We start from the raw sequence: 15,794 nt of genomic DNA on the forward strand, positions 1-15,794 counted from the left end.
ATCACTGCTGCATTCGCGGGTCATGGGTGGGGTCGGCATACATCTGCGGGCAGCCACTGGTGGCCGCTTCGGTGCGCAGTTCGTAGTGCCAGGGTTCGTTTTCGTAGGTCTGGCACAGCCCATATGCGGCACCGTGCTCGGACAGCCACGCCGCCGCCGCGGATCGCCCGATGTCGGCCGCCTCACCCGACACATGAGGAGACGTCGTCGCGGTCGCCACCCATCGGGCCGCCTCCTCCTTGGACCCGTATTCGGCGACCGCCCTACGAAGAAGCTGATCCTGGTACTCCGGGGAACGCCAGCCGCTGTTGACGTAGAACTCCACTCCGTCGTCCGCCGCGACCATCGCAGCCTGGCGGAGGGCCTTGAGCAGATCTGGATCGAGGTTGGCCACCCCCGGAACCGCGTCGTCGAAGACCGTCACGCCGTCAGGGACGACACCTAAGGAGGCCGAGGACTCTGGCGCCTGGCAGCCTAGGACTGCGGCCATCACCGCTATGACGGCCATCGGGCCGACGGCGGGCATCCGGCGAACCCGTCGGGTCGTCGTCAATAGTGCTGATGCTGGAATTCGAGGCATGCCGCCAGTGAAAGCACCCCGGTGTTGCCGGCACGTATGCGGTTTTCCATATGCCGGGGATATGGGCCGACTCGTAGCCTTGAGACCATGCGTGTCTTGATCGTCGAGGACGAGCCCTATATGGCGGGAGCCATCCGCGATGGCCTGCGCCTGGAGGCGATCGCGGCCGACATCGCCGGTGACGGCGATACCGCTCTGGAACTACTGAGTGTCAACACCTACGACATCGCCGTCCTCGACCGCGACATTCCCGGGCCTTCCGGCGACGAGATCGCCAAACGCATCGTCGCCTCCGGCAGCGGGATACCCGTCCTCATGCTCACCGCCGCCGACCGGCTCGACGACAAGGCATCCGGGTTCGAACTCGGCGCCGACGACTACCTCACGAAACCGTTCGAACTCCTGGAGCTCGTGCTCAGGCTCAGGGCCCTCGATCGCAGGCGCGCCCACAACCGGCCGCCGGTGCGAGAGATCGCGGGGCTGCGCCTCGATCCGTTCCGCCGCGAGGTCTACCGCGACGACCGCTACATCGCGCTCACCCGCAAACAGTTCGCGGTCCTTGAAGTCCTCGTCGCCGCCGAAGGCGGAGTCGTCAGCGCCGAGGAGCTCCTGGAGCGCGCGTGGGACGAAAACGCCGACCCGTTCACCAACGCCGTACGCATCACGGTCTCCGCCCTGCGCAAACGCCTCGGCGAACCCTGGCTCATCGCCACCGTGCCGGGCGTCGGCTACCGCATCGACACGGCGCGCGACACCGGGCGTGGGGGTGGTGACCGTGGATAGGAGGTCCGGCCTGAGCGTCCGTCTCAAGCTCACCCTCAGCTACGCCGGATTCCTCATGCTCGCGGGAGCCCTGCTGATCGGTGCCGCGGGGCTCTTCCTGCTGCGCCAGGGATGGTTGCAGACCAACGAAGAGGGGGTGTGGAAGAAGACTCCTGGCACCGAGATCGTGCACGGTTTCGCGCCGACGGCAGCCGCGGTCATGGCGTTCCTCCTGGTCTTCGGCCTGCTGGGAGGATGGCTCCTCGCCGGCCGCATGCTCGCGCCCATGGACCGCATCACACACGCCACCCGGACGGCCGCGGCCAGATCATTGTCCCACCGGATCCGTCTGCCGGGCCGCCAGGACGAGTTCCGCGAACTCGCCGACACCTTCGACCAGATGCTCGCGCAGCTCGAAGCACACGTCGCGGAACAGCAGAGATTCGCCGCCAACGCCTCCCACGAGCTGCGTACACCGCTGGCGATCTCGAAGACACTCATCGACGTCGCCCGCGCCGATCCGAACCACGACAGCGGCGAACTCGTCGAGCGCCTCCACACCATCAACACCCGGGCCATCGATCTCACCGAGGCACTGCTCCTGCTCAGCCGCGTCAACCAGCGGTCCTTCACCCGAGAACGCGTCGACCTGTCTCTCGTTGCCGAGGAAGCAGCCGAAACGCTCCACCCGCTCGCGGAAAAGCACGGCGTCACCCTCGAGATCAACGGCGACATCGCCCGCACGACCGGATCGCCCGCACTCCTGCTGCAGCTCGCCACGAACCTCGTACACAACGCGATCGTCCACAACCTGCAGAAGCAGGGCACCGTCTGGGTCCACACCGGCGTCCACCCCGAGACCGTGGTGCTCACCGTCGAGAACACCGGCGAGCAACTCACCCCGCAACTGGTCGCGACCCTCACCGAACCTTTCCAGCGCGGCACCGAGCGCATCCACACCGACCAGGCAGGCGTCGGCCTGGGCCTGGCCATCGTCAAGACCATCACCGAGGCACACGATGGATCCCTCGCGCTTACTCCACGCCCGGCCGGCGGGCTGCGCATCACCGTGGAATTGCCCCAGGCACCAGGAGGGTGAGCCCCCCCCAAGCCGCCAAGGGACAACCAGCCGGGGCTGTGGCGGCCGCCTAGCGAGCAGGCGGGGCAGTTTGCGAGCCCCTATACGGGTCGCCGTTCACCTGCCGCTCGATCTGATCCATGGCCATTTCACGATGCAGACCCCGACTGGAACAACAAGCATGGCCAGCAGCCACAGGCCCACACTCGCTGGAGAGTAGATGTAGTAGCGCCAATGCTCGGGCAACAGCGACGGCGCGAGCAGGAGCAAGATCAACGTGGCCCATGTGGCCAGCACAACGGCTGCCATCCGCGCCGCGCCCATCTCTACAGGCCTCCAACCGATCCTCATCTCTTGGCTCGGATTATAGGGCGGGTGAAATGATCCACCAGCCTCGACGCCACGAACTCCAAGCGCAGGAACGAAGTCGCAGGAACGATCAAGGCTCTCAGGAACTCCTGGGCAATCGTGGCGAGATACGACAGGCGCGCCTACGTCTTCGACAACTCCGTCACTCTCGCCTCGATCCGGCTCCGGCTCCACCCGTGATCCACCGGGCTCAGTTCGATGCCGGGCCGTCGACGGGTTCCGCGAAACGCGTGACGGTCTCCTCCGGGAGGAGGGGCGGCTCCCCCGTCGTCCAGACGGCCCGCACCGACATCCGGCTGATGCGCCAGCCGCGGTCGGAATGCCGGAGTTCCGCCTCATAGACACCGCCCACAGTGAAGAGCGGGCCGGCACCCTCGCCCCGTGCTTGGAGGGTGGAATCGAGATGGACGTGGGTCATATGGGCGTTCCAGGACGCACGGACCGTCCGCGCACCCCGCTCGGCCCGGACGAGAACGTCGGAGGAGATGTGCAGGGTCGCGGCAAACCGGCCGATGGCCTCCTCCACCTGGCGCACGGCGTCGGCGCCCCTGGCCACGCCGAGCGGTGTTGTCGTCCGAAGATCATCGGTGAAATAGGCACGGGCCCAGCCCTCGCCGAACCTCCGCTCGTCCAAGGTGCGGAAAAAGCCGCTGACAAGCGTAGCCACCTCGAAGTGGTCCCGGGCATTCGTCGTGCTGCTCATCATTTCGTCCATGGCTGAACCATCTGACCTCAACCACTCTTTAGGTCAAGGGGCCTTCGGCCAGATCTGCCGGACAGGCACCAGCCGTCTCCACCAGCGCGACCAGCACAAAGCCGACCCCTCCCTTGTCGCCGCCAGCATCAACACCTCGCCGTCGAGCGAGACGTCGCGCCCAGCGAAGGCCAACCCCTTCGCTGGACTGCAGAGATGGTCACCCATCCGTCTGAGAAGCGATTCGGCATAGCCATCCACTGGTTCTCGCCAATGGACATCAGCGCCAAGAATCCCACCGACACCCTGATCCGCACGATGCAGACGCTGGCTCGGGCCCTCGACGCCCGAGTCCAAGGCGACGACGGCGAGTACTACGACTGACCCCGAGTGCCGGAGCCGAAACGAGCCGGGCCCCGGGACCAGCTCAACCCGGAACCAACGCACATTCGATCTTCAAGTGATCCCAATTCAAACCGGAAAAACGGAACCACCGCTGACCGTTAAAGCCACCCCGGCATCGGACCGGAACTTCTTCAAGGCCGCTCGGGCACCGGCGTAGGTGTGAGCCTGGGCTCCCGGCCTGACGCTCGGATCGGAACGTTGCCGATTCCGCACCTGGTCGGGGGCGGGTGGGGCGCGGGCGGGTACGGGATGTCCGATGCCGGTGTGGCGCTCAGCTGGTCGGGCCGCCGGCGAGGACCGACCAGCCGCCGTCGACGCGCAGGGTCGTGCCGGTGGCCGGGCGCAGTGCGGGGTCAACGGCCAGCGCCACTGCGGCGGCGACGTCCTCGGGTTCAAGTACCCGGCCCAGAACTGATTCCCTGGCCAGAGCGACGCCACGTGCCCCCTCAAGCATCTCTTCCGTTTCCGGAGTGCGGACCGCCCCGGGGGCGACGATCAGGACGCTGACGCCGTGGCGAGCGCCTTCGGAGGCGACGTGTCGAGCGAAAGTGGCGAGCGCGGACTTCGCGGTGCCGTGGGCGAGCCGGCCGTCGCCCACGTAGTCGGCGGCGGTACTGCCGATGTAGACGATCCGCCCTGCGCCCCGCGCACGCATCGGTTCGAGGACACGCTTGGTGATGTGGAACGCGCCGGCCAGCTCGCCGGTGACCTTGGCCTCGAAATCGGCCCACGATAAGTCGGCCAGATCGGCGAACGGCGGGGAGGCCGTGTTGGCGTTGACGACGACCGTGTCGATCCGTCCGTGGGTCGCGAGGATCCCGGCCACCAACTCGTCGACGGCGCTCGGGTCGGTCACGTCGGCGCGGGCGCTCGACGCGCTGCCACCCGCAGCCTCGATGTCCCGCACGACGTCTGCCGCGCGGGAGGCAGCCGACCGGTAGTTGACGATCACATGGTGTCCACGCGAGGCGAGTTCCCGCGCGATGGCTGCCCCCAAGCCGCGGGCGGCGCCGGTGACGAGCGCGGGCGGGGGCGTCGCTGGCGGAGTGGCGGTCGTGGCCGTTGGTTCGGTCGCGGTCGTCGGCACGGTTACTCCTCGGGTCTGAGCGGGCCACTAACGTAAGGAGCGTGTCTATACGGCGGAAGACGCTCACCATGAGGTGCGATGCTCACCTGATGGTGAGCGGGCAGTCCAGGCGACCGGGGGAAGCGTGACACGTGATGTGTTCCACAAAGACTGCCCTGCGCGCGATGTGCTGGGCCGGCTCACCGGCCGATGGTCCCTGCTTGTCCTCACGGCGCTGATGACGGAGCCGCGCAGATACACCGAGCTCCGCACTACGGTCGCGGGGATCAGCGACAAGAGCCTGGCGGCCACGCTCCGCTCGCTCCAGCAAGACGGCCTGGTGCACCGGGAGATCGGCACCGCGCAGCCGCCGCCGGTCACCTACTCGGTCACCGAACTGGGCCGGGGCGCTACGGAAGCGCTGGCCCCGGCGCTCGCCTGGCTGCGGGCGAACTCGGCGCAGATCGCTGGGCGTTCCGCGGATGATGGCACGGACCACGGCGCGTTCTGAGGAGGCCGGAGATCAGGCGGCAGGCCGCGTTGACCCGCAGGGTTACTCACATGGGGGCGCCCTCAACGAGCCGGCGACGAGGTCCAGCAGGCCGATCCGGGCCGCACCGACTTCACCTACACTCCGTATCCCTCAGCTTGTTCCTCAACTTCCGTCCCCACCGTGACGCTCCCCCTTAATGGGGTGATCATGACGAGCTGATCCGACACACTGGTTCGATGCGGCACGATGATGAACTGCCTTTGTCCGGTGGCAACGTCAGTGACGGTGTCGTTCGCATCGGGGACACCGTTCGCCGTCCGACCGGGCCATGGACTCCCGCTGTCCATGCCCTGCTTGCCCACCTGCACGAGGTGGGATTCGGCGCGGCGCCCCGCCCGCTCGGCATCGACGATCAGGGGCGTGAGGTCCTGACCTTCATGCCTGGAGATGTGGTCTGGCCCGACCGGTTCTCGCTGATGGAACCCGCGCGACAACTGGCTCGCGTGGCACGGCTGATCCGGGACTTCCACGATGCCGTGCAGGACTTCACGGCGTCCTCCGATGCGCGGTGGCAGACGCTGATCCCCGCTGAGGGCAGCGACATCATCGCCCACAACGACCTGGCCCCCTGGAACCTGGTGGTCGCGGACCAGGCACGGTGGGCCTTCATCGACTGGGACGCTGCCGGCCCCGGCTCGCGCCTGTGGGACGTCGCCTACGCCATGCACGGGTTCATCCCCCTGTCCGCCCATCCGGACTGGCAGAGCCCGAACGCGGCGCACCGACTGCGAGTCTTCGCCGACGCCTACGGTCTGGCCGAGTCCGAACGCCGCCGGTTGGTGCCTCTACTGGGACGCCGTACGCGTTCCATGCACAACTTCCTGCGCGACCAGGCAGCCCAAGACACCCAGCCCTGGGCAAGGCTGTGGGCCGAAGGCCACGGCAACGCATGGCGAAACGACACCGAATACATCGAACAACGCGAAGCCCAGTGGATGCAGGCCCTGCTCGCCGGCTGAGGCATCAGCGCCCGTGCCCGGCTCCCGGCATCGTCACTGCCGCCCAGCTCCGCCGGGTGGTCGAGGACCTGACCGAGAAGGGCCGCTGGCACTTGGGCGACCGCGACATGCTCATCGCCTGCGACGCCGACTACGACACTCCGCGCATGACTCACCTCCTGACCGGCCTCCCGGTCGAGGGACTGGGACGGATGTGCTCCGACCGCGTCATGCGACGGCCGATCCTCTCACTCAAGGGCCGGGACGGTGTCACTTCTTGCGTGTGGAGGACGGCGTCGAACCAGCTCGCGAGTGACCCGCCCGGCATGTGGTAGGCCGCATCATTCCGGGGGTCGTAGGACGGGCCGGTCAACCGCGTGCGCGTCGGAGCGTCCGAAAGGCGGCGACTCGGGGTGCGATGTGCCCAGGTCCAGGACTTGTCCCGCCCTGTTCTCGGCGGCCGCATGCAGCAGGCTGTCTGTCGACGAAGTCCGGGCGCGGAGCGGGCAGTGGCTGGGCGATCGAACCATGCGCCATGGTCAGGCCCACGGACCGGTAGTCCAACCCCATTCGTTCACGCAGGTATCCGCTCGGATTCTGGTGCGAATCCGGAGGCTCGGAGGGGGACACGGTACGAGGGTCTCCGACGGCGGTGTGCGCCATACCGCCCCAGTAGACGACCTTTTCGCCGGTGAGCTGCTGTCACCTGCTCACACCGTCGGCCGGCGTGCGTTCCAGTCCGGCCCGACCATCGAGCCGTGTGGTGTGCCGCACACAATTTTCTGGGGTCCGATCAAGGCGCTATTGGGGGTCGCCTGTGGATGGTTCGGCGTGCGGAAACGGCCGAACCCGCCCTGTGGCAGGGCGGGTTCGGTGGTGCTGTGTGCGGGGCGCGGCTACACGCTGCGCATCATGAGGGCGAACTTGCCCAGGATCACCAGGATCATGGTGTCGTCCCTCGGTATCCCGAACCGCAGAGCCTTTCGGAGCGGTTCTGGGCCTCAAGGTCATGTGAGCGGTCGTCTACAGGCCGAGCCAGCCGTAAAGTCGCGGGTGCCGGGGCTCCGCCCCGCACGGGTCGTAGTCGCCCGAGCCGATCGCGGTATCGGGGATCGATGCGGCGTCAGCGCTCGCGCCGGGACTGGGCGCTGGGCCGTCGAGTGGCACGTACCGGCCCTCGTACTCGATGTCGCCGGCCCCCTTGGCGGCGGCAGGGTCGTAGGTGGACCCGTACGGGTCGGAGGACAGGGTCAGGCCCTCGTTGGGGCAGTCTCCACCGACGGGCTGTACGGCCCACCAGGCGAACAGGCACAGGCTCGCGATGGTGCCGAAGGTGGCGAACTGTCGGCGCGGGGACGATATGAGGGGCGAGGTCACCCCGGGATGATACGGACAGTCGCCCAGCCGTGCCCGGATCGTCTATCGCGCATCTCTGACCTGCGGTGATCAAGCTATGCCACGGGACAGCCGGTCTGCGTGCTGTGTCGGCGAACCTGGAGGGGAGCCACCCGACCTTGAGCGGTGGTCGTGAGGGGCACCGCCCTTCGCTCAGGACCGCATGCGATAGGTCACGTGTGTGACCGAGTTCGCTGCTCTCGACTCCACCTGTTCGAGATTCAGTGTCGGCACGCCGTCGAACAGCCGCGTACCGGCGCCGAGCGTGAACGGCACGATGTGGAGCCGCAGCTCGTCGATCAGGCCTGCTGCGAGGTACTGGTTGATGGTGGTCGCGCCCCCGTGGATCGACACGTTGCGGCCCCCTGCCGCCTCGCGGGCCTGCCGCAGCGCGGATTCAATGCCGTCGGTGACAAAGCGGAAGGTGGTGCCGCCCTCCATCGGTTGTGGGGTGCGGGGGTGGTGGGTGAGCACGAAGACCGGTGCGTGATACGGCGGATTGTCGCCCCACCATCCCTTCCACTGTCGATCCCATGCGCCGCGTACGGGACCGAACATGTTGCGCCCCATGATGAAGGCACCGACCGCCGTCAGCCGGTCGAGCTCAGCCTGCCGCTGCTCCGGGGTTTCGAACATCCAGGCGTGCAGCCTGTCGCCCCAGCCATCGCCGGCGTCGTCGCCGAACGGGCGCTGCTCGGACTGGTTGAGCCCGGCCGAGTACCCGTCGACGGAGATCGAGAGGTCGCAGGTCACCGTGCCCAAATGTTCGGTCATTGAGCCGTCCTCCTGTCGGCGGCCTTGCGTCGCCTTCGCGGTGAGCCGTCTGATGACGCGGTCTGGCCAGCTGGAACCCGGACTTCCGCAGCACGTACCTGGGCCCGCACCGTCGTCGGCACAGTGGTCCGTGAAGCCGCGGCCCGCACTCCACTCGCCTTGCCGGCGAGCAGGACCGTCTGTGGTTCATCATCTCGCGCACCGTCAACCCGCGCCGTCCGCCGGCTCAGCGCCACGGTCGGACAGCCATCTCAGTCGCCCTCATCAGCCCTGTACCCTGCGACCATGCAGTTGCCAGAGCCTTCGGAATCGTCTCGTTCGGCCCGTGTCGCGGACCCCGGGCGACGAGGGCTCCTGACGGAAGGCATCGCACGCCAGCTCGAACACGCGATCAGGTCCGGAGAGATCGCCGTCGGTGCCAAGCTCCCCTCGGAGCGGGAGCTGTCCGTGCAGTTCGGGGCGAGCCGAGGCGTCGTACGCGAGGTGCTGCGCCGGCTGGAGGCCCAGCATCTGATCGAGGTGGCCCCGGGCCGCGGCTCGTTCGTGCGGGAACCGTCCTCCGGGCAGGCCCGCGGATACGACGCCCTGTACCGGGCAGGCAGGCCGACCGTGCGTCAGCTCATCGAGGCCCGCGTCCCGCTGGAGGTCGAGATGGTCCGCCTCGCCACCGAGCGGGCCACCGACGAGGACATCTCGGCGATGCGGTCCGCGCGGGACGCCCTGGAGTCGGCGACCGACGTGGTCGTCAAGGCGCGGGCGGACCTGGAGTTCCACGACGCCATCGCGGTGGCGAGCAGGAACCCGGTGCTGCGCATCATGCTGTCGTCGATCAGCGGAATGATGTTCGAGATGATGCTGCGCTCGAACTCGGACCCTTCGATCGGCGAGCCGGGCGTGCCGCACCACCCCGAGATCTTCGAGGCCGTGGAGGCCCGTGACGTGGAGCTGGCCTGCGCGCGGATGCGTGAGCACCTGCTGCTCGGCCTGCGGACCTACGGCGCCGATCTCGACGTCCAGGTCGACGTCATGGCACGCAACCACATCGATGCCCTGCTCGGCCCGTCCGGAGAGCGCGACCACTCCTAGCTCCTGACAATCAGGTCCCGACAACCTCGACGTCGGGGCTGTTCAGCCCGGCTCCTCTCTTGTTAGCGTGACGCTGGTCCAACTGGTCCTACCAGTTGGACCAGTACGTTCACACGCTCAGCACGGCATCACAGAGAGGCGAGGACGACGATGTCCACGAGTAGCCCGCTTCTGAGCCGACGCTCCTTCGGCAGGTTGGCCGCGGGGGCGGCGGGAGCCATCGGCGCCACAGGGACGCTCGGGGCCTGCTCGGCCCGTGGCGGCTCACCGTCCGCCGGCACCCCCTTGCGGATCATGGCGATCAACCACGTGTGGTCCCAGGCGGTCCGCCGTCGCATCAAGGAGTTCGAGGACCGGGTCGGACGCCGCGTCTCGATGACCCTCCTCACCGCCGACCAACTGGCCGGCAGCTACAACGTCAAGCTGAACGCCTCCGGCACCGACGTCGACGTGATGATGGTCCGCGCGCTCCAGGAGCAACTGGTCTTCGGCCACAACGGCTGGCTCGCGGACCTCACCGACCGGGTGCGGGGCGACGCCCACTTCGACTGGCCCGATTTCCAGAAGGCGCCGCGCGAGGCGTCCGTGACGTCGGGCAAGGTGCTGAGCGTCCCGGTGGTGACCGAGCGGCCGGTCCTGTACTACCGCAAGGACCTGGTCGAAGGGCTCGGCGGCCCGCCGGACACGCTCGATGCGCTGATGGACGGCGCCCGCGAAATCGCCTCCCGCCGCAAGGGGTTCTACGGATACGTCGGCCGCGGCCAGCGCAGCGGCGCCGTCTCCCAGTGGTCGAGCTTCCTGTACTCGCACGGCGGGGACTTCGTCGTCCGGGGCCGGTCCGGCATCGGCAGCCCCGAGGCACTGGCCGCCTACGAGTACTACGGCAAGCTGCTTGCCCTGACCGGTCCGCCCGGGGCGACCAACATGAGCCTCGAACAGGCGATGCCGATCTTCGCGCAGGGCAAGGCGGCGTTCTACATCGACGCCGACGCGATCTACAGCAGCTTCCTCGACCCGAAGGTGTCGACGGTACGGGACACGGTGGGCTTCGCACCCTTCCCCGCCGGGCCCGCCGGCGCGGTGCCGCACAACATTCCCTCGTGGAGCCTCGGCATCAACGCGTTCTCCCGACTCCGGGACGACGCCTGGGAGTTCATCAGGTGGGCGGCCGGGCCTGAGATGTCCACGGCGTTGCAGTCCGAGGGCATCCCCGGAGCCCGCGCCTCGGTGTGGGCCGATCCGAAGACGCTCGCGGCGTTCCCGGCGGACCTGGCCCGCGCGATGCGTCTCAACGCGCAGCGGGGCCGCGGCTACGACCGGCCGCGCGTGCTCCAGGTGGGCCGGGCCAGAGACATCGTCGGCCGTCCGCTGGTGGCCGGCATCCTCGGCAAGTCCGTACCGCCCGTGGCCCGCGACGCCGACGCCGAGTTCGCCGACTTCCTCGTCCGCGACAACCGCCACAAGGAGTCCTGATGCCGACCACCGAGGTCTCCACCCCCCGCCGCGCCTCCCGCGCCACCCGCACGCCCGCACCCGACGCGCCGCGCACCGGGGCGCGTCCGCCGCGCACGTTCGAGCAGGCCAGCCGGCGGCTGAAGTGGGCGATGCTGACACCCGCCCTGCTCTTCGTCGGCCTGATGATCGTCTTCCCGCTGGTCTTCACGCTCGACCTCAGCCTGACCGACGCCTTCGGCGCGGTGAACGCCGACAGCCGGCACGTCGGGCTGCGCAACTTCGCCGACGCCCTGGAGGATTCACGCAGGTTCTGGCCCGCGGCCCGCCGCACGCTGGTGTTCACCGTGGGCGCGGTGGCACTGGAGACGGTGCTCGGCCTCGCCCTGGCGATGCTCATGCGCAAGCCGTTCCGCGCGATGCGCTGGGTCCGCACCGTCCTCATCATTCCGCTGCTGACCACGCCGGTCGCCATCGGCATCCTGTGGCTGCTGATCCTCGACCCGACGAACGGCATCGCCAACCATCTGCTCGACGCGCTGGGCCTGCCCCCGCAGGAGTTCCTCGGTTCGGTGAGCCAGTCGCTGCCGACCCTGATGCTCATCGACGTCTGGCAGTGGACGCCGATGATGACGCTTCTGCTGCTCGCAGGGCTCACCACGCTGCCCGAGGAGCCGGAGGAGGCCGCGCTCGTCGACGGCGCGGGCGGCTGGCAGCGCTTCCGCCACGTGATCCTCCCGATGCTCGGCCCGACACTGGCGACCGCGCTCGTCCTGCGCGCCGTCGACGGACTCAAGACGTTCGACATCCTCTACGCCGCGAAGGGCCCGGGCGGCGGTTCCGACTTCGAGGTCGAGACGCTCAACGTCTACGCCTACGGACTCACCTTCGACTACCAGGAGTACGGGCTCGCGGCCGCCGTCCTGATCCTGTTCACGCTCTTCATCATCGGCGTCGTGGTCCTGCTGCGCCGCCGCGGCGGAAGGAAGCACGCATGAGCGCCACCGTCACCACCCCACCCGTCCCCGGGGCGCGGAAGCGACGGCACCTGGCACGACTGCGTGGCGCGGCCATCGCCGTCGTGACCCTGGTCTTCGCCCTGCCCCTGGTCTGGATGTTCGCCGCGGCGTTCAAGACGAACGTCCAGGTGACCGACCCGACCGTGGGCCTGTGGTTCCGGCCCACCCTCGACAACTTCCGCGCCGTCCTCAAGGCCGGGCAGATCCCGCGTTCGATGGGCAACTCGCTGCTCGTCGGCGCCGTCTCCACCGTGCTCTCGGCCGTCATCGCGGTGCCGGCCGCCTGGGCGGTGGGCCGCTTCGGGATGCGCCGCACGGGTTCCGTCATCCTCGTCGCCCGCATCGTCCCGGCCATCTCGCTGCTCGTGCCCTGGTACTACCTCTTCGCCCGCATGGGACTTGTCGGCTCCTACACCGTGCTCGTCCTCAGCCACATGTTCGTCTCCGTGCCGCTGATCATGTGGATCATGATCAGCTTTTTCGCGGGGCTGCCCGTCGAACTGGAGGAAGCGGCGCGCACGGACGGCCTCAGTGCGTTCGGCGCCTTCTGGCGCATCACGCTGCCTCTCGCTGCTCCCGGCACCGCGACGGCCTCGCTCCTCGCCTTCGTCTTCAGTTGGAACAACTTCATGTTCGCCCTGGTCTTCGCCGACGACCGGACCCAGACCGTGCCGGTCACCCTGTTCAACTTCATCTCCTACGCGAGCACCGACTGGGGCGGACTGATGGCCGCCGCGACGCTCATCACCGTGCCCGTCCTCCTCGCCGCCGTCCTCGGACAGAAGTACCTGGTGGCCGGGTTGACCGCAGGCGCCACCAAGGGCTGACCGCCCCTCTGTCCGTAACGCCATCACCGCCATCACCGCCATTACTGCCATTACTGCCATTACTGCCATTACTGAAAGAGAACCCATGAAGATCGTCGACGCGAAGGTCGTCGTCACCAGCCCGGGCCGCAACTTCGTCACCCTGAAGCTGACCACCGACGAGGGCCTGACGGGCCTCGGCGACGCCACCCTCAACGGGCGTGAACTGGCCGTCGTCAGCTACCTGACCGACCACGTGGCGCCCCTCCTCGTCGGCCTCGACCCGCACCGCGTCGAGGACACGTGGCAGTACCTGTACCGCGGCGCGTACTGGCGGCGCGGCCCGGTGACGATGGCCGCGATCGCCGCCGTCGACGTCGCGCTGTGGGACATCAAGGCCAAGGCCGCGGGCCTGCCGCTGTATCAGCTGCTCGGCGGCGCCAGCCGGGAGCGCGTGCGCACGTACGGCCACGCGAACGGCCGCGACCTGCCCGAACTCCTCGACTCGGTCCGCGCCCGGCTCGCCGAGGGCTACCCCGCGGTCCGCATCCAATCCGGCATCCCCGGCCTCAAGGCCGTGTACGGAGTGCACGCCACCGACGACGACGGCGCGCCCGTCCTCCACCAGCAGACGCGCCCGCTCGTCGAGGACTGGGACACCGACGCCTACCTGCGGCACACCCCGGCCGTGTTCGAGGCGGTGCGCGCGGAGTTCGGGCCCGAACTCCCCCTCCTGCACGACGCGCACCACCGGCTCACCCCGATCCAGGCGGCGCGCCTCGCGAAGGACCTGGAGCCGTACCGCCCGTTCTGGCTGGAGGACTGCACGCCCGCGGAGAACCAGGAGGCGCTGCGCCTGGTCCGCCGGCACAGCACGACACCGCTCGCCATCGGCGAGGTGTTCAACACGGTGTACGACTATCAGGCCCTGATCACCGAGCAGCTGATCGACTACGTGCGCTCCGCGGTCACCCACTTCGGCGGGGTGACCCCACTGCGCAAGCTCTTCGACTTCGCGGCGCAGTACCAGATCAGGACTGCCGTGCACGGTCCCGAGGACATCTCCCCCGTCGGCATGGCCGCCGCGGTCCACCTCGATCTGGCGGTCCACAACTTCGGCATCCAGGAGTACTCCGGCCACACCCCGCTCACCGACGAGGTGTTCCAGCACGCCTACACCTTCACCGACGGCCACCTCCACCCCGGCGAGGCCCCGGGCATCGGCGTGGATCTCGACGAATCCCTCGCGGCCGCCCACCCGTACGAGGCGGCGTACCTGCCGGTCAACCGCCTTCAGGACGGGAGCGTGCACGACTGGTGACACGGGACGGGAGCCAGGTGCCGGGATCCGGGCGGCCGCGAAGGAGACCGGCACAGGCCGTCAGGTCCCGCGCCGGTCCCGCCTCTTCACCCGCCCGCCGGATCGCGGGCTCGCCGGTATCAGTACTTCGTGTACTTCATCCAGTCGTAGCGCGCGGTCAGCGGAGTGCCCGGGTAGCTGAAGGGGCCCGTCCAGCTGTCGACCCCGGTGGCGGGCCACAGGTTGGCCATGATGCGCATCGGGTGGGTGGGCAGCGCGCCCCGCGAGCCGTTCTCCTGGTGGACGAGCTTGCCGTCCACGAACCAGTTGATGGTGCCCTGGTTCCACCATTCGATGGCGTAGTCGTGGTAGCCGGCGGAGGCGTCGAAGCCGAGGTTGATGACGGTCTCGTGGCCGCCGGTGCCGTTGGTGAAGTAGTTGGTCTGCATCTGGGTCGTGTTCTTGCCGAGGATCTCGACGTCGATCTCGTCCCAGGGCTGGCCGTCGCTCGGCCCGGTGTAGGTGAAGAATCCGGTGACGGTGCCCGAGCGCTTGACCGCCTGGAGCCGTGCCTCGAAACGGCCGTAGGAGTAGAGGTCGTTGGTCCGGTACTCGCCGGAGGCGTAGGGCTTGCCCGAGCATCCGGCGGGGCAGGACGCGGTGTCGAGGTTCTGGCCCATGACACCACCGCTGAACCAGACGTGGTCGGCGCGCCAACCGGCGTTGAACATGCCGCCGTTGGACCAGCCGTCGGACTTGCTCCAGCGGCCCGTGTCGTAGGCGTCGAAGTTGTCGGTGAAGCTGCCGCCGACGGCGTACGCCGGGGTGGTGACGGGACTGAGCAGCAGCGCGAAGGCGGCGAGCGGGGCGAGTGCCCAGCGGTACTTGCGGAAGCGGCGGGATGATCTGCGGAACGGCATTTCGGGCCTCCTTAAGGCGCGAATGCGGCAAGCAGCGTCCGAGCACACCGCCATCGGCAGCGCGCGGAGGTGTCGAGCGGCCGGTTGACGGACCGACGCCTCTCTGCACTGACGGGCACGGCTCGAAACGTGTGCCGTGAAACCTATGTGTGGGGCAGGCTCGACGCCCGTCGACGGCACGACTGTGCGGGGGGAGGACGCCTGTGGTGCGGGGAAGTACGCCGCTCGTCCACGACCTTCGTGCGTTCGGCGCGTGTACACGCCACGAGCGGAATATCTGGTAGCGCTTCCAAAAATTAGCAGCAGGGCACGGGGGCGACAAGAGCCGGGAGCCATTTACTGAAGCATGCAGGAAACCCTCCGTTCACACCGAGGATCGCACCGAGCCGCCACCACCAGGGAAGACCTGTCGACAGGGACCTCTCCTGCACCCTTGGTGTGCGGGATTGTTCGGAGCCCAGAGAGGAGGTCATAAGGAGTGGGACAGCCGGGAGTCGTACGACTCTTGACATGCCCGTCACGCGAGCCCGACCATGTGCCCCCGAGAGCGCCGCACTCCACATACATCTGGAAGCGCTCCCAAAATGCGGACGTGCG

15 protein-coding genes and 1 pseudogene are annotated in these 15,794 nt (G+C 68.4%); 10 read left to right on the forward strand and 6 right to left on the reverse strand.

The window, feature by feature from the left end; all coding sequences use genetic code 11:
• Window position 1 precedes the first annotated feature (1 nt).
• Window positions 2-580 (reverse strand): M15 family metallopeptidase, encoded by a 579-nt coding sequence (locus ACFVDP_RS00175; RefSeq protein ID WP_383480716.1) that lies wholly within the window; start codon window positions 578-580, stop codon window positions 2-4.
• Window positions 581-667: 87 nt separating this feature from the next.
• On the opposite strand from ACFVDP_RS00175, the gene ACFVDP_RS00180 reads away from it, so the two are divergent.
• Both ACFVDP_RS00180 and ACFVDP_RS00185 read left to right on the forward strand, forming a co-directional pair.
• Complete coding sequence (locus ACFVDP_RS00180; RefSeq protein WP_383480719.1) at window positions 668-1,363, forward strand: response regulator transcription factor; 696 nt, start codon at window positions 668-670, stop codon at window positions 1,361-1,363.
• On the forward strand, window positions 1,356-2,441 hold the full coding sequence (locus tag ACFVDP_RS00185; protein ID WP_383480722.1) for a sensor histidine kinase: 1,086 nt from the start codon (window positions 1,356-1,358) through the stop codon (window positions 2,439-2,441). The genes ACFVDP_RS00180 and ACFVDP_RS00185 overlap by 8 nt, the downstream gene beginning before the upstream one ends.
• Window positions 2,442-2,979: 538 nt before the next feature.
• Here ACFVDP_RS00185 and ACFVDP_RS00190 read toward each other — a convergent pair.
• Together ACFVDP_RS00190 and ACFVDP_RS00195 are read right to left on the reverse strand one after the other, a co-directional pair.
• The gene (locus ACFVDP_RS00190) at window positions 2,980-3,504 is read right to left on the reverse strand and encodes a nuclear transport factor 2 family protein (protein ID WP_383480725.1); all 525 of its coding nucleotides are present in this window, start codon (window positions 3,502-3,504) and stop codon (window positions 2,980-2,982) included.
• A gap of 655 nt (window positions 3,505-4,159) precedes the next feature.
• A complete protein-coding gene (locus ACFVDP_RS00195) occupies window positions 4,160-4,975 on the reverse strand; it encodes an SDR family oxidoreductase (RefSeq protein ID WP_383480728.1) in 816 nt (271 codons plus the stop codon).
• Window positions 4,976-5,099: 124 nt separating this feature from the next.
• Between ACFVDP_RS00195 and ACFVDP_RS00200 the strand changes: the two genes are divergently transcribed.
• From ACFVDP_RS00200 to ACFVDP_RS00210, 3 genes and pseudogenes are all read left to right on the forward strand, one after another.
• On the forward strand, window positions 5,100-5,465 hold the full coding sequence (locus tag ACFVDP_RS00200) for a winged helix-turn-helix transcriptional regulator (RefSeq protein WP_383480731.1): 366 nt from the start codon (window positions 5,100-5,102) through the stop codon (window positions 5,463-5,465).
• Window positions 5,466-5,683: 218 nt separating this feature from the next.
• The gene (locus ACFVDP_RS00205; protein WP_383480734.1) at window positions 5,684-6,466 is read left to right on the forward strand and encodes a phosphotransferase enzyme family protein; all 783 of its coding nucleotides are present in this window, start codon (window positions 5,684-5,686) and stop codon (window positions 6,464-6,466) included.
• 32 nt (window positions 6,467-6,498) lie between these two features.
• Window positions 6,499-6,702: pseudogene (locus tag ACFVDP_RS00210) on the forward strand (transposase); the annotation flags it as partial.
• Window positions 6,703-7,468: 766 nt separating this feature from the next.
• Here ACFVDP_RS00210 and ACFVDP_RS00215 read toward each other — a convergent pair.
• Both ACFVDP_RS00215 and ACFVDP_RS00220 read right to left on the reverse strand, forming a co-directional pair.
• Window positions 7,469-7,822: a hypothetical protein gene (locus tag ACFVDP_RS00215; RefSeq protein ID WP_383480737.1), complete on the reverse strand. Its 354-nt coding sequence runs from the start codon at window positions 7,820-7,822 to the stop codon at window positions 7,469-7,471.
• Between the two features lie 171 nt (window positions 7,823-7,993).
• Complete coding sequence (locus ACFVDP_RS00220) at window positions 7,994-8,614, reverse strand: dihydrofolate reductase family protein (protein ID WP_383480740.1); 621 nt, start codon at window positions 8,612-8,614, stop codon at window positions 7,994-7,996.
• Window positions 8,615-8,899: 285 nt separating this feature from the next.
• Here ACFVDP_RS00220 and ACFVDP_RS00225 point away from each other — a divergent pair, with 285 nt between their 5' ends.
• The 5 genes from ACFVDP_RS00225 (at window position 8,900) to manD (ending at window position 14,298) form a co-directional block, all read left to right on the forward strand.
• Window positions 8,900-9,700, forward strand: coding sequence for a FadR/GntR family transcriptional regulator (locus ACFVDP_RS00225; protein WP_383480743.1), 801 nt, complete (start codon window positions 8,900-8,902; stop codon window positions 9,698-9,700).
• A 150-nt stretch (window positions 9,701-9,850) separates the two neighbouring features.
• Window positions 9,851-11,173 carry an ABC transporter substrate-binding protein gene (locus tag ACFVDP_RS00230; protein WP_383480746.1) on the forward strand — a complete coding sequence of 441 codons (1,323 nt, stop codon included), beginning with the start codon at window positions 9,851-9,853 and terminating at the stop codon, window positions 11,171-11,173.
• Window positions 11,173-12,150: a carbohydrate ABC transporter permease gene (locus ACFVDP_RS00235; RefSeq protein WP_383480749.1), complete on the forward strand. Its 978-nt coding sequence runs from the start codon at window positions 11,173-11,175 to the stop codon at window positions 12,148-12,150. The genes ACFVDP_RS00230 and ACFVDP_RS00235 overlap by 1 nt, the downstream gene beginning before the upstream one ends.
• Window positions 12,147-12,998, forward strand: coding sequence for a carbohydrate ABC transporter permease (locus ACFVDP_RS00240; RefSeq protein WP_383480752.1), 852 nt, complete (start codon window positions 12,147-12,149; stop codon window positions 12,996-12,998). The genes ACFVDP_RS00235 and ACFVDP_RS00240 overlap by 4 nt, the downstream gene beginning before the upstream one ends.
• 85 nt (window positions 12,999-13,083) lie before the next feature.
• Entirely contained in the window at window positions 13,084-14,298 is a 1,215-nt protein-coding gene (gene manD, locus ACFVDP_RS00245) for a D-mannonate dehydratase ManD (protein WP_383480755.1), read from the forward strand.
• Window positions 14,299-14,417: 119 nt separating this feature from the next.
• On the opposite strand, the gene ACFVDP_RS00250 is transcribed toward manD, so the two are convergent.
• Window positions 14,418-15,197, reverse strand: coding sequence for a glycoside hydrolase family 16 protein (locus ACFVDP_RS00250; RefSeq protein ID WP_383480758.1), 780 nt, complete (start codon window positions 15,195-15,197; stop codon window positions 14,418-14,420).
• Window positions 15,198-15,794 lie beyond the last annotated feature (597 nt).

This window comes from Streptomyces sp. NPDC057694, from assembly GCF_042799415.1.
Lineage (GTDB): Bacteria > Actinomycetota > Actinomycetes > Streptomycetales > Streptomycetaceae > Streptomyces.